Source organism: Rhodococcus sp. IEGM 1318 (genome assembly GCF_033142465.1).
Taxonomy (GTDB): Bacteria; Actinomycetota; Actinomycetes; order Mycobacteriales; family Mycobacteriaceae; genus Rhodococcus_F; species Rhodococcus_F qingshengii_B.
Map to the genome: position 1 here is coordinate 1 of NZ_JAWLSC010000017.1, position 14,177 is coordinate 14,177.

The 14,177-nt window shown below is 64.5% G+C and carries 9 protein-coding genes; 6 read left to right on the plus strand and 3 right to left on the minus strand.

Annotated elements, in window-relative coordinates:
• The coding region (locus tag R4P65_RS33230) for a homocysteine S-methyltransferase family protein (RefSeq protein ID WP_411742596.1) at positions 1-173 on the minus strand (173 nt) is incomplete at its 3' end.
• A 168-nt stretch (positions 174-341) separates the two neighbouring features.
• On the opposite strand from R4P65_RS33230, the gene R4P65_RS28940 reads away from it, so the two are divergent.
• The 6 genes from R4P65_RS28940 (at position 342) to R4P65_RS28965 (ending at position 10,739) form a co-directional block, all read left to right on the plus strand.
• The gene (locus tag R4P65_RS28940) at positions 342-1,196 is read left to right on the plus strand and encodes a PAC2 family protein (protein ID WP_223257810.1); all 855 of its coding nucleotides are present in this window, start codon (positions 342-344) and stop codon (positions 1,194-1,196) included.
• Between the two features lie 44 nt (positions 1,197-1,240).
• A complete protein-coding gene (locus R4P65_RS28945) occupies positions 1,241-2,356 on the plus strand; it encodes an MFS transporter (RefSeq protein WP_230815759.1) in 1,116 nt (371 codons plus the stop codon).
• A gap of 147 nt (positions 2,357-2,503) precedes the next feature.
• Positions 2,504-3,589: a hypothetical protein gene (locus R4P65_RS28950; protein ID WP_317829053.1), complete on the plus strand. Its 1,086-nt coding sequence runs from the start codon at positions 2,504-2,506 to the stop codon at positions 3,587-3,589.
• A gap of 33 nt (positions 3,590-3,622) precedes the next feature.
• The gene (locus R4P65_RS28955; RefSeq protein ID WP_317829054.1) at positions 3,623-5,128 is read left to right on the plus strand and encodes a TIGR02677 family protein; all 1,506 of its coding nucleotides are present in this window, start codon (positions 3,623-3,625) and stop codon (positions 5,126-5,128) included.
• Positions 5,125-6,567: a TIGR02678 family protein gene (locus R4P65_RS28960; RefSeq protein ID WP_317829055.1), complete on the plus strand. Its 1,443-nt coding sequence runs from the start codon at positions 5,125-5,127 to the stop codon at positions 6,565-6,567. Before R4P65_RS28955 ends, R4P65_RS28960 begins: the two co-directional genes overlap by 4 nt.
• Positions 6,564-10,739, plus strand: coding sequence for a TIGR02680 family protein (locus R4P65_RS28965; protein ID WP_317829056.1), 4,176 nt, complete (start codon positions 6,564-6,566; stop codon positions 10,737-10,739). Before R4P65_RS28960 ends, R4P65_RS28965 begins: the two co-directional genes overlap by 4 nt.
• 57 nt (positions 10,740-10,796) lie before the next feature.
• On the opposite strand, the gene mshC is transcribed toward R4P65_RS28965, so the two are convergent.
• Both mshC and R4P65_RS28975 read right to left on the minus strand, forming a co-directional pair.
• Positions 10,797-12,038, minus strand: a complete 1,242-nt coding sequence (gene mshC, locus R4P65_RS28970; RefSeq protein ID WP_317829057.1) for a cysteine--1-D-myo-inosityl 2-amino-2-deoxy-alpha-D-glucopyranoside ligase — start codon at positions 12,036-12,038, stop codon at positions 10,797-10,799.
• Between the two features lie 10 nt (positions 12,039-12,048).
• Positions 12,049-14,139: an MMPL family transporter gene (locus R4P65_RS28975; protein ID WP_411742597.1), complete on the minus strand. Its 2,091-nt coding sequence runs from the start codon at positions 14,137-14,139 to the stop codon at positions 12,049-12,051.
• Between the last annotated feature and the right edge of the window lie 38 nt (positions 14,140-14,177).

Below are 14,177 nucleotides of genomic sequence, written 5' to 3' on the forward strand. Positions count from 1 at the left end.
TCTTTGAGCACGTCGGGACGGGTGTCGTTGAGGATCTCATTGCACCCCTCGAGGCCGAGGAAGTCGTCCAGGGTGAGGTCCGCGGCCTGCAACATGGTGCCCATCGCTCCGTCGCCGATGACAACGCGCTGTTTCAGCGCATCAAGCAGGGCAGAGTTAAATGGGGCAGACATGCCGTCCAGAGTAGTGGGCGCACCGACAAGCTCTGGCCGTAGGCTGGGTGGGTGAGTCCAAGTGAGTTCCCCGTCACTCCCGACGGCCCGGTCGATTTCGACGATTCCGCGGCCTTCGAGAGCCCTGACGGCTTTGCCGTCGACAGCAGCGACCGCCTCGAGGGCGACATCCCTGTCCTACGTGATCCCATCCTCGTTGCAGCTTTCGAGGGCTGGAACGACGCCGGTGACGCAGCCAGCGGTGCGGTCGAACATCTCGAGCTGATCTGGGATGCCCAGCCGCTCGCCGAACTCGATTCCGAGGACTACTACGACTACCAGGTCAACCGTCCCACGGTCCGTCAGGTCGACGGTGTCACTCGCGAAATCGTGTGGCCGGCAACACGTTTGTCGGTCTGTTCGCCTCCCGGCAGTGAGAGCGACATCGTCCTTCTTCGCGGGATCGAACCCAACATGCGGTGGCGCAGTTTCTGCGAGGATCTGCTCGAATTGATCGACCAACTGAACGTCAAGACCGTGGTCATCCTCGGCGCCCTGCTCGCCGACACTCCGCACACCCGCCCGGTGCCGGTCACGGGCACGGCGTACAGCAGCGAATCTGCTGCACGATTCAACCTCGAACAAACCCGATACGAAGGCCCGACAGGCATCACCGGAGTCCTTCAGGACGAGTGCGTTCGTGCTGGTGTACCCGCTATTTCGTTCTGGGCAGCGGTTCCGCACTACGTCTCGCAGCCACCCAACCCGAAGGCCACGGTAGCCCTCCTTCAACGAGTCGAGGATGTTCTCGACATCGAGGTCCCCCTCGGTGAACTCCCGGCTCAGTCGGAGGACTGGGAGGAAGCGGTCAACGAAATGACCGCGGACGACGAGGAAATCGGCGAATACGTGCGCACCCTGGAAGAGCGAGGAGACGCCGAAACCGACATCAGCGAAGCAATCTCCAAGATCGACGGCGACGCCATCGCTGCGGAATTCGAGCGCTACCTCAGACGGCGAGGCCCCGGCAGCTTCGGACTGTGAGCAAGAACACTCCAGAGGAAGAAGGCGGAAGTACACAGCGCCCCATGCGCCTCCGGCTTCAACTGATCGCGCTGTACGCCGGCGGGTTCCTCGGCCCGTTCGGCGGCGGTGTGGTTGCTTCGATCCTCCCCGAGATCGGTGACGATCTCGGGGTCGGGCCGTCGGCGGCCGCCTCCTCGCTCACCGCGTACCTGCTCCCCTTCGCCGCTCTGATGTTGGTGTCCGGGACACTCGGGACGCGGTGGGGCAAAGTCCGGACCGTGCGGATCGCATACGGGGTCTACGTCTTCGCGTCGTTGGCGTGCTTCCTCGCCCCGACTCTCGAGATTTTCCTGGCCGCCCGGGTACTGCAGGGCTCCGCGAACGCATTCACCACACCGCTACTGCTCGCTTCGTTGGCGGCCGCAACACCGCAGGCTCGACTGGGTCGAGCACTCGGAGCCTTCGGCGCTTTCCAGGCCGCAGGGCAGTCGTCAGCTCCGTTGATCGGCGGCCTCGCGGCCGAATTCAACTGGCGTCTGGCCTTTCTCGTCATTGCAGTGGTCGCAGGCATCCTGGGAGCCGTCGGACTCCCGAAGTCCGAAGCGCCGACAGCGACCACTCCCGCACGCCTACGAGATGCACTGCGCCCCGAAGTGCTCCGGATCGGCATCGCTGCACTGCTCGGCTGGGGCGCCCTCGGTGGGCTGAGCTTCCTGCTTGCCTTCCGCTTCGAAGACGAGTTCGGACTGTCCCCCACCGTCCGCGGCCTACTGCTCACCGTTTTCGGTGTGGCCGGTATCCTCTCGGCCCGACGCATCGGAATCCTCATCGATCGCATCGGCGCACGTTCCTCCGTGATGATCGGCGCCCTGGGCGGTGCAGTTCTGGTGTCCGTCGTCGGCCTCGCCGGCTTGGTACCGGTGATCGCGATCGCATGGTTTGTCGCAGGCGTCGCGAGCCAGTTCGTCCTGGTAGGCGTCAACGCGGCGGTACTCGGCTCTGAGGGGCCCAACCGCGGCGGCGCCGTGTCGGTCGTGCAAGCGATGCGCTTCGGCGGCGCTGCCCTTGCTCCCCTGGCCCTGACACCGATCTACGACTCTTCGCCTGCCGCGAGCTTCCTGATCCCCGCGATACTGCTCGCCGTCGTCGCTCCCCTGGTGATGCCGAAGCAACGCTGATCCGTCTTGGCCGGTTTCGGAATTTTTGTTGTGCGAATGGTGACGAGCTTGGGTAAAAGGACCGCCGTTGTCTTGTGATCGACTGTTTGAGCGATATTCGGAAAATCTTGTGTTTCCGTCGTCGACAGATATTGGTACTATTAGAACATGAGCGAATCTGAGTCGGAACCGGAACGGCCGATCGACATTTTTCGGCGATCGGTTGCCGTCATCGAAGAAAATTTGCCTCCTACCTGGTCTTTGTCGACACAGCGCTCCCCCGACTTGTCCGAGGCGCCACTCCGACTCGACCTCCGCTCCCCTGACGGCGCGGTGGCCAAATTCGGCGTCTACGCTGCTCACGGTGTCCTGAGCAGCGACGTTCCCGGTATCGCCGACCGCTTCCCCACCGGTCAACCCGGCTTCGTGTGCGCAAAATATCTGTCCGAGCCGGTCCGCCGGCAGCTCGATTCCCACGCGATCTCGTACGCAGACGCCACGGGCAATGTGTCGTTGACCGCTGATCGACCCGCCGTCTGGGTGCGTGGACGCGGAGCCGACGCCGATCCGTGGCGGGGGCCCGGACGTCCTTCCGGACAACTGACGGGCGATCCGTCAGCTCGCGTCGTGCGTGCGCTCGCCGATTTCGCGGCGCCACTGGCGATCACTGCCTTGGTGCGCCTGGCCGGTGCGTCGACGGGAGCAACCTATCGGGTGGTTCAGACACTGTCGGATCGTGAACTGGTGACCAGGCTCCCCCGCGGTGGGATCGGCGACGTCCGCTGGCCGAAGATGCTTCGGGAATGGGCGGCTGAAGCCGGCGCCAAAGCGCCGACGCCTCACGGATTTCACGCCCCGGACGGTTTGGAGGCTCTCTTCGATCAACTGCGTCAACTCAGCGGTCACATCTATGCCGGTACTGCTTCGGTGGCCGCTGCGCCCTTTGCTCGGTATGCGCCCACCCGACGTGCTCACTTCCATGCCGACAACGTCGATCAGTTCGCCGACGCTCTCGGCCTCCGGCGAGTGGAATCCGGCGGTGACGTGTGGATCACCGCTCCCCTCTCACCGTCCGCGTTCGACCGATTGCTCACTCGCGACGGGATTCGCATCGTCGCACCGAGCCAGGCGTTCGCTGATCTTCTGGCCGGCCCGGACTCCGATGAAGCGGCAGCCGAGCACCTGCTCACGTGGATGATCGAGAACGAATCACAGTGGCGACGCGCCGCATCCCCTGCTACGGATCGCCCATAGGAAAAAGAGGGGGCGTCTCTCGCCTACCCTGTCATGGTGGAAGAAACGAGTGCGCCCGATTACGCCGCGTACGCCGACACCAATCGACTGAAGCTGTTTTCGTTCACGATCGCGGAAAAACGGGCCGAATACCTCTGGGTGCTTCGTGCCTTCGACCATGCTCGCGCCAACTACACCGTGCTGCTGCATGCCGGAACCGTCGCGCACATCCTCGAGAAGATCGGTGGCTCGGATCCGGCGGCCGATCTGTCGGCGGCGGAGGTCACTCCCCTGTTGGATCAGCTTCACGTCTGGGAGATCCTCGAGCGCAGCTACGACGGCACCCGCGCGGCCACGCTGGCCGAGTACCGTAATCGACACTTCGTCTACCAGTTCGGCCAGGCCGGATACCAGGTCTATCGATCAGTCGAAGACGTTCTTGCTGCCCGCCTGGACTCGGCGTCGCTTTCGCGTCTCGCCTTGGCGGATCTGCTCGCAGACATGTCCGAACTCGCCGAAGCCAACCGAAGTTCCGACGGCGACCTGATCTTCCGCAAGCTCAAGCGCCTGGACTCGACGCTCTCGGACATGGCTGATCGAGCCGCGCACTTCTATCTGACACTGGGCGACCTGGTACGTACCACGGAGATCACTCCGCAGGCTTTCCTCACGCACAAGGACGCTCTGCTGACTCACATGCGCGAGTTCAGTTCCGACCTGGCGCGCTACGCCCCCAAGCTCAAAGAAGCGATCGAGCACGTCGAATCCACCGGTGTCGATCGCATGATCCGCCTCGCCGCGGCCAGTGACGAGCGGGTGTTCGTCCCGATCACTGAACGTGAAGACGATTGGGCGGCGCGGTGGCGAGGATTGACCGCCTGGTTCGTCTCCGCGGAATCGGGGATCAGCGAATCCGAACGCCTCCGTGAAGGCACGATGAGTGCGATCGCGGCGGTTCTGGCCCTCCTTCGCCGCGTCACGGAGACCCGTCGCGGCGGCGTCAGCCGCGAGAGCCAGCTCCGGCACCTCGCCGGCTGGTTTGCCGCAACCCCGTCCGAAGACGCAGCTCATGCTCTGTTCCAGGCAGTGTTCGACCTCGGCCGTCCACGCCATCTCTCGATGGTGCATCCGGACGCCGACATCATTTCTCACTCGCGTTCGTGGTGGGAGGCGCCGCCGGTGGAGATCGCACGAACCCTCGCCGAAACCGGCCGTCCGCCCTCACCCGGATTGCCGAGCAAGGTCGCCCGCAACGACGGCAGCATCCGCCGACTGCGCGAAGAGCAGTTGGCGGCGCAACGTACCCGCAGCGCCGCCGCGCAATCTCTCGCGTCGAACGGTGTCTATCAGCGTGAACTCAACGAGCAGGAGACCGAAGTTTTGCTGAGTCTGCTCAATGCAGCATTGACCGCGCGCGTTCCGGTGGTGGGACGCGTCAAGAGCTCCACCGGTAGCGAGAACGGGGTGAAGCTGACACTGAGTCCCTCGGACGGTTCGACCACCATCAAAACCGCCCGCGGGCGTATGCACCTCGACGGTATCGAGGTCAGTGTTCGATGAGAGCTCGCGAGATCACGCCCCTTGCCCTCGATTCGTACCAACGAGCGGCGCGCGTGATTCTGTCCAACCACCTGATCACCTCGACGTATCCGGATCGAATTGCGTTGCCGCTCTTGCGCCGTTGGGCCACCGAGCTGCGTGACGACCTACTCGAACTGTTCGGCTACCGCCTCGAGGTGACAGAGACCACCGCGCGCCTGTTCACGGTGTCGGATCGACTCAACCCGTCGGCACCGGCGAGAACTGCCTCCGAGCGAACTTTCGATCGCACGCGCTACGCATACCTGGCGTTGTGCCTGGCCGCACTTGGCCGCGCCGGAAACCAGATCACGTTGTCGGAGTTGGCCGATCACGTCGCGGCCGACGCCGCGCAGGTCGACGGCGTCGAGCTGTCCACCGATCGTGCGTCGGACCGCGACGCGTTCGTCGATGCCGTCGGTTGGCTCGGCGTCCGGGGCGCCATCGCCCTCGCCGACGGTGACGCAAACGGCTGGGCGTCCAATCCCGAAGCGGGAGAGGCGCTCTACGACATAGATCGTTCCGTCGTCGTGGCCCTGTTCCGTCCGCCGCGCGCCCTGCAGCACCTGCACTCCATCCGAGGGCTACTGGCGGCGGAGACCTCGAGTGCCTCCGAGGACGACGGAATTCCCGTGGACGCGAAAGAGATCGGGCGCCGGGTGCGTCGGGCTCTCGTCGAGCGCCCGGTCGTACTGGCCGGCGAACTCGATCAGCACGAGTTGATCGCGTTGGCGCAGCCCAAGACCGCGTCGGAAGTCGAACTCCTGACGGGGTTGGTGGCCGAGCGTCGCGCCGAGGGAATCGCGATGATCGATCCCACCGGTCGACTCTCCGACGTCCGCTTCCCGAGCACCGGAACGATCGCTCAGGTAGCGCTTCTCTTGGCCGGCGAGATTGCCGACCGCGTACTCGACGTCGACGCTCCCGAATTGCCGAAACTTCCGATCCCGCACGTGTCGGACGATCACCTGATCGAACAGCTCGATGCCGCCATCCCCGAGGCTGGAATCTTCGAGGACCTCGCCGACGAGGAAGAAGAATTCGCGCTTCCTGCCGGCGAACCGACCGAGCCACCGGAACCCGTCACGTACCCGAAAATCGACGACGACTGGCTCGCCGACAAGGTCACCGAGTTGGTGGACCAGTTCGGGCGAACCTTCGCGGCGCAGTGGCAGGCCGATCACAACGGACTGCGCAAGCAGGCGCTCGGGTTGTTGCAGCGTTTACGCCTGACGCACGTGGTCGACGACGGAGTTCTGGTCTTACCCGTGTTGGCCCGGTACCGAGACGTCGTGGTCTCCGTGCGCGAACGCGACCCTCGGATCGACTTCGCGGTGGACAACTCCGCCCCGGATCCGGTCGACGAATTCGGCCCCGAACCTTCCCCCAACGGCGAACTATCAGAGGTAGAGAACGTATGAGCAACGCCCGCTTCCGACCTACTCGGGCTGGAATCATCAACCTCTGGGATTACCGAGACCAAGAGTTCTCGTTCGCCGACGGTCGACTGGTTCTGCGAGGACCCAACGGATCCGGCAAGACCAAGGCCCTCGAGGTCCTGTTCCCGTTCGTCTTCGACGGCCGCATCGAACCGCGGCGCCTCAACCCGTTCGCCGGTGAAGAGCGCACCATGAAGTCCAACCTGCTCTACCGCGGTCAGGACAGCGCGCACTCCTACGTGTGGATGGAGTTCTGCCGCGGCTCACTCGAAGATCCCGAGTCGGTGACCGTGGGAATTGGCATGCGTGCAACACGCACCAATGACAAGGTCACTCGCTGGTACTTCGTCGCCGACGGCCGCGTCGGGGTCGACTTCTCGCTGATCGGCAACGACGATCGTCCCCTGACCAAGAAGCAGTTGGCCGAACAACTCGGCAGCGATTCCATCACCGACCGTCCCCTCGACTACCGCACCGCGATCGACGCGCGGATGTTCGGTCTCGGTGTGCAGCGCTACGACCAGCTGATCAACCTCATTCTCACGCTTCGTCGCCCCCAGCTCGCGAAGAACCTTGATCCGAAGGGCCTCTCGCAGGCGCTCACCGACGGCCTCCGCCCGCTCGACGACCAGCTGGTCCTCGAAGCTGCGCGTTCGTTCAGCGACATGGAGGAGGTCGGCCGGGCGCTCGAGGGGCTGGCGGCAGCTGATCAGGCGGCACAGAGTTTCATCGGGGTCTACACCAAGTACCTGCGTCAACAGTCCCGCGGAGAGATCGAACAGGTCAGTACCCGCCTCGCAGCGGTCACCAGAGGTGTTGCCGCCATGGACGAGTCGTCGCTCGCCCAGACCCGCAGCCGAGAGGCGCGGGCAGCTGCCGAGGAACGCTTCAACCAGGCCGAGCAGGCACTCGAGAACGCGCGCGCCAATGTCGAAGCACTGCAACGCTCGAGCGCCTATGAAGGCAAGCAGCAACTCGACGATCTCGCCCAGGCCGTCGCGACGCTGAAGCTCTCGACCGAGCAGCAGGCAGACAAGTCACGAAAAGCGCAGGCCGCACTGGCGCAGCGCGGCGACGAAGCCGACAAGGCCGCATCGTCGGTCAAGCGTGCGGCCGAAGCACTCTCGCGTGCCGAGGACGAACTGCAGGCAGCCGCCGAGGACGCCGGCATCGTCTGGACTCCCCTACCCGACGGCTCACGCAGCGACCAGATCACGGCAGCCGTCCGTGGACATGCCGAAGAGCGTGACGGTGACGTACGCGTTGTCCGCACCGCTCTGGCGACCGTCGAGAAGGCGGCGACCGAACGAACCCGGGCTGAAAACAGCTCTCGCCGTGGACAAGAGCTGCTCGAAGCGTCCAAGGCAGCGGTGCTCGAGGGCGAAGCTGCCGTGGAACTCGCGCGCAGTCAGTGCGCCAGCGGGCTGCGCGCGTGGTGGACCGATCACTCCTCTCTGTTCTCGGCAGTCGGCGCCGACACGTCGCTGTTCGAGGCCCTCGACGCAGCGCTCGCCGAGGTCGGCGACGAGGACGCTCCGGCGCTGTCCGCAGTTCTCGCCGAGCACACCGAGGCAGGAACCGAGACGCTGCGCGAGCGTCGGCGCGAAGCAGAAGCGGAAATCTCGGCATCACACGCCTCCATCGCGGCTCTCAAATCCGAGCGCAAAGCCGTCTCGGCGGAACACGACGATGCTCCGCCGGCCTTCCACGCACGCACCGACAACCGCAGTGAACTGGGCGGTGCACCGCTGTGGCAGTTGGTCCGCTTCGCCGACTCCGTCGAACTGGACGTGGCTACAGGTATCGAATCCGCGCTCCAGGCAGCAAATCTGCTGGACGGCTGGGTCTGCCCGGACGAGAAGATTCCCGATCACGTCAGCGAGCAGTTCCTGACCGCTCTACCCGTCAAGCAGCGTCCGAAGGGACGAACGCTGGCCGATGTCCTCGAAGTCGAAGGCAATGCCGACGTACCCGACGCTCGGGTACAGGAGATTCTCGCGTCGATCAGTCTCGTCGAGGCACCGGGCGACTCCGATGCAAGCGTCGCGATCGGCGTCGACGGTCGCTTCTGGCAGGGCGTCGCGCGTGGCCGCCACGTCAAAGCCGACGCCGAGTACATCGGCACGACAGCTCGGGCGCGTCGACGCGAAGCTCGGATCACCGAGATCGACGCGGCCCTGGAAGAGCTTGCCGCAGCAGTCGATGCAGCCAAGTCACTGGTGACGCAGACCAACGAGCAGTTGAGCCGGATCAACTCTGCGGCAAAGGAATTGCCGAAGACCGGTTCGATTCTGCGTGCACTCAAGACCGTCACCGAATCCGCCGGTGCTCTCCGCACTCGCTCGGAAGCCACCGAAACAGCGCAACGCGAACTCGACGCGGCGATCGCCGATCTCGCGGCGAAGGAAAAGCAGCTCCGGGCGACGGCGTCGCACCACCGGACGCCGCACGTCGGCCGTGAACTGGACTCCCTCGCCGCGGCGATCCGGCACTTCGAGAAGCAGGGTGAACTGGCGCTGCGCTGCCGGCGCGAGCACGCCAAGGAAGTAGAACTCGAGCGCGAGTCCCGCGACCGCCTCGACGAATCACGCGCCAATGCCGAGGAATTCGCCGAAGAAGCCGCCATCGCCGAGGAGAGTCTGCTCCAGCAGGTGCAGCGTCTCGAGACGCTCCGCGACACTCTCGGTGCCAGCGCCGAGCAGATCGATCTCGACCTGGCAAAAGCGCGCGCGAAGATCGAAGAATGCAAGGTCGAACAGCGTGCTGCGCGAAAGGCATACGACGCTGCGGTGCTCCAGATCGGCACGGCAGAGGGTGCATACAACACCGCTGTCGAGACGTTGCGTCACACCCTGACCGAAACCCGCAGTGATGCAGAACGACTCGCACCCTATGCTCGCCCGGATCTTCTCGAGTTGTTGGGCGTCAAGGAACATCTGAGCTGGCCGGCAAGTTCGGCGGCGTGGATGAGCCCCGATCAGTTGGTCTACCGCATCCAGAACGAAGATCGCAGCGAGGACGCGGCCCACCCGCCCGTCCTCCCCGAAGACGTCGACAAGTTGTACCGAGCGCTCGAGGCTGCGACCTCGGCGGTACGCGTCACCGACGGCGCCCGCAAGGCAACCCGCACGGCACTGACCTCGGCGTTGCAGGACTTCGACGCCCAACTCGCAGCAGCCGGACAGGACTACCGTCTGCAGTGGGATGCACCGGACGGACTGACCGTCGTACGAGTGCAGGACGATCAGGGCTATTCGTCGATCGGTGAATTCGCAACGCGGATCCACGATGCTCGCGGCGATCAGGAGCAGTTGCTCACCGAATCCGAGCGTCGAATTCTCGAAGATGCCCTGCTGACCGGATTGGCTCAGCAGATCCATGAGCGCACAGTCGACGCACGAGAGTTGATCGCACAGATGGGCACCGAGATGCGTGAGCGTCGTATGTCCTCGGGCAACACCATCGGCGTTCACTGGGTGCTCGCCGACAACCTCGACGACAGCTCGCGGGCGATCTCCAAGCTGCTGGATCGAGATGCGTCGGCCCTCGGGGTTGACGAACTTGCGACTCTGCGAGCGCATTTCGCGACCCAGATCCGCACCGCCCGCGCTGCACACCCCGAACGCTCGTACCCGGAGATCTTGTCCTCGGCGCTCGACTACCGGCAGTGGCGCGTGTTCTCGTTCACCCTCATCAGCGGTGAGGGCAAGGAAGATCGGCTTACTGTTGCGCGGCACAGCGCACTGTCCGGTGGCGAGCAGTCGGTTTCGCTGCACCTTCCGCTCTTCGCCGCGGCGCACGTCATGTTGGACTCGGCCGACCCGCACGCCCCGCGTCTGTTGGCACTCGACGAAGCTTTCGCCGGTGTCGACGACAACGGTCGCAGCGAGCTTCTCGGCTTGAGCGTTCAGTTCGACCTGGATCTCTTCATGACCGGCTACGACCTGTGGATCACGTACGCAGACGTCCCCGGCTGTGCGCACTACGACCTCGCGCACTCCACGGCAGAACAGGCGGTCAGCGCCGCGCTTCTGGTGTGGTCCAACGGTGAGCTGCTCGCCGAGCACGACGGAACAGATCTTGCGCGGGCGCTGGGCTCGCCGCTACGGCGCCGGGTGCCGACCCCAGCCGAGGGTGCGTTGGACTACGCCTAGAAACTGCTGTGCGCGGTTGAGGACCGCAGAGGCTCCTCAACCGCGCACGGGGGGACTTCAGCGAAGCGAAATACCCAGCAACGCATCCACGGCATCGGCGAACTCGCCGGGTGCCTGTGCGTCGGATCCGCCACCTTCTATTGCGCGGCGTGCCCAACCGTCGAGCGCGTCGAGAGCCTTCGGGGTGTCGAGGTCGTCGGCCAGGTGCTGACGCAACCGTGCGACGGTGTCGGTGACGGACTGTGCGGAGCCGAGGGCCGCTGCCTCCCGCCACACCTTCAGACGCGACTGAGCATCCTCGAGGACCTCTTCGGTCCACGCGCGATCCTGGCGGTAGTGGCCGGAGAGCAGTCCGAGACGGATTGCTGCGGGGTCCACCCCCTCGCCGCGCAACTTGGAGACGAAGACCAGGTTTCCACGACTCTTCGACATCTTCTCGCCGTCGAGGCCGATCATGCCGGTATGCACGTAGTGCCGCGCGAAACGGCGATCACCCGTTGCCGATTCGGCATGCGCAGCCGAGAACTCGTGGTGCGGGAAGATCAGGTCGCTGCCACCGCCCTGGACGTCGAATCCGGAGCCGATGCGGTTGAGCGCAATGGCGGCGCATTCGATGTGCCAACCGGGGCGTCCCGGCCCGAAGGGCGAGGGCCACGAGGGCTCGCCCGGACGCTCCGCACGCCAGACAAGTGCGTCGAGCGGATTGCGCTTGCCGACGCGATCGGGATCTCCGCCGCGTTCGGCAAAGAACTTCTCCATCGTCGCGCGGTCGTACCCCGACTCGTAACCGAACTGCTCGGTCGCGTCGGCGCGGAAGTAGACGTCGGCGAACTCGGCGTCGTCGACGACGTAAGCGGCGCCGGACGCCACGAACTTCTCCACCAACTCGACTACTTCGTTCACCGACTCGACGGCGCCGATGTAGTCCTTCGGCGGTAGAACCCGCAACGCTTCCATGTCCTCACGGAAGAGTGCCGTCTCACGCATGCCGAGGACCATCCAGTCCTCGCCGTCGCGATTGGCGCGCTCGAACAGCGGGTCGTCCACGTCGGTCACGTTCTGGACGTAGTGAACGTCGTGTCCGGCGTCGCGCCAGATGCGGTTCACGAGGTCGAACGTGAGATACGTGGCCGCGTGACCGAGGTGGGTGGCGTCGTACGGGGTGATGCCGCAGACGTACATCGTCGCCTTCTTACCCGGCGTGACGGGACGAACCTGACGGTCGGCTGTGTCGTACAGCCGCAACGGCTGCCCCTGACCGGGAACGGACGGGAGTGCGGTATCGGACCAAGACTGCATGCTGCCGAGCCTAGTGGAGGCTGCTCTGAGGCTGGGAGGGTGCTGGCTGATCCTGCTCCGGTTCGGGCATCGACGCGAGCTTGCTCGGCCACCAGATCTTCTGACCGATGTCGTAGGTCAAGGCCGGTACCAGCAGAGATCGGACGATCAGGGCGTCGAGCAGGACGCCGAACGCCACGATGAACGCGATCTGCGCGAGGAACAACAGCGGGATCACCGCCAACGCCGAGAAGGTTGCTGCCAGAACAACTCCGGCAGAAGTGATCACCCCGCCGGTGACTGTGAGTCCCCGCAGAGCACCCGCGCGAGTGCCGATCTTCAGCGCTTCCTCCCGCACCCTCGTCATGAGGAAGATGTTGTAGTCGATTCCCAGCGCCACGAGGAACACGAATGCGAAGAGCGGAACCACAGGATCCGCACCGGGGAAACCGAAGACGTGGTCGAACACCAGCGACGAAATGCCCAGTGTCGCAGCAAACGAGAGCACAACGGTGCCCATGAGGAGCAACGGCGCCAGAAGCGAACGCAGCAGGAGCGAAAGAATGACGAACACCACGATGATCACCACCGGAATGATGAGAGTCCGGTCCCGAGTCGACGTGGTCTTGGTGTCGAGATCGGTCGCAGTGACGCCGCCCACCAACGCATCGGCGCCCTCCACGGAGTGAACTGCATTACGCAACCGGACAATTGTGTCCTCGGCCTCGAGTGAGTCGGCGGCGTCAGTCAGCGTTGCCTGCAGGGAGACTCGTCCGTCGACCACCAGAGGCACTCCCCCGTTCTGGACGACACTCACATCACTGACACCGTCGACGCGACTTGCTGCCGCGACCGCATCGACCTGGTCGGCATTGGCGATGACCACGGCCGGCGACCCTGAACCGGCGTCGAAGTGCTCACCGAGAATCTCCTGGCCTGCAACCGAATCGACGTCGAGCAAGAAGATGTCGGACGAAGAGACACCGCTGGCCTTGAACTGCGGCATCATCAGGGCGAAGATCACCAACACCAACGTCGACGCCACCCAGAAGCGCCGCGGATGCCTTCCGATTCGAGCAGCGAGCCCGGCCCAGAACCGGTGATCGTTCGCCTCGTCGTGGTGCTCCCGGTCGGCGTCGAACTTCGGCTTGGTCGGCCAGTAGGCAGTTCGCCCGAACAGAACCAGCATCGCGGGTAGGAATGTCATCGACGCGAGGAAGGACGCAGCAATCCCGATGGCCGCCACTGGACCGAGTCCGCGGTTGGAGTTCAGGTCGGAGAGCAACAGGCACAGAACGCCCGCGATGACCGTTCCGGCCGACGCTGCGACGGGTTCGAGCGTCGCGCGCCACGCGGTACGCATCGCCGCGTACTTGTCCTTCTCGATTCGCAACTCCTCGCGGTAGCGCGAGACCAGGAGCAGCGCGTAGTCCGTGGCGGCGCCGAACACGAGGATGAACAGGATTCCCTGGCTCTGACCGTTCAAGGCGATGACGTCTGCGTCCGCGAGCAGATATACGAGCAAGCTCGACAAACCGAGGGCGAAGATCGCCGAGAAGATCACGACGAACGGCAGGATCGGGCTCCGGTAGACGACGATCAGAATCAAGATCACTACGGACCCGGCGACCAACAACAGCAATCCGTCGATGCCCGCGAATGCTGCCGAAAGATCCGCAACCTGCCCCGCGGGTCCGGTCACCTTGACCGTGAGTCCATCAGGGCTCGATTCCAGCGCCGTGCGAAGCGCTTTCACACTGTCCTTGACCTCGAGCGTGCTGTCGACCGGCAAAAACATCTGCAGTGCCTGGCCGTCGGCTGACGGGATCGGCGGCGATGACGCGTCACCGAACCCCTCGGTACCGACGAATGAATCGACGGTCTGGGACAGGAAGGTGGAGTCCGAGGGTTCGAGTCCACCCGATCGTTCCGCCACGATGATGGCCGGCACGAAGCGTGTGTCCGTGAAGCTCTCTTGAAGCTTCGCCACCTCGGTGGCTTCGGCTGACGCGGGCAGGAACGAGGTGTTGTCGTTCTGCTGCACCGTGCTGAGCTTTCCGGCGAACGGCCCCCCGAACCCTCCGATTGCCAGCCAGCCGATCACGAGGAGAGCTGGCACAATCCATCGAAGGCGTCGAACAGGACGATTTTGTACTGGTG

What these genes read in the sequence shown, in the direction of transcription:
- R4P65_RS28945 (WP_230815759.1), top strand. Translation starts at nt 1,241, where the DNA reads ATGCGCCTCCGGCTTCAACTGATCGCGCTGTACGCCGGCGGGTTCCTC.
- R4P65_RS28950 (WP_317829053.1), top strand. Translation starts at nt 2,504, where the DNA reads ATGAGCGAATCTGAGTCGGAACCGGAACGGCCGATCGACATTTTTCGG.
- R4P65_RS28955 (WP_317829054.1), top strand. Translation starts at nt 3,623, where the DNA reads ATGGTGGAAGAAACGAGTGCGCCCGATTACGCCGCGTACGCCGACACC.
- R4P65_RS28960 (WP_317829055.1), top strand. Translation starts at nt 5,125, where the DNA reads ATGAGAGCTCGCGAGATCACGCCCCTTGCCCTCGATTCGTACCAACGA.
- R4P65_RS28965 (WP_317829056.1), top strand. Translation starts at nt 6,564, where the DNA reads ATGAGCAACGCCCGCTTCCGACCTACTCGGGCTGGAATCATCAACCTC.
- mshC (WP_317829057.1), bottom strand. Translation starts at nt 12,038, where the DNA reads ATGCAGTCTTGGTCCGATACCGCACTCCCGTCCGTTCCCGGTCAGGGG.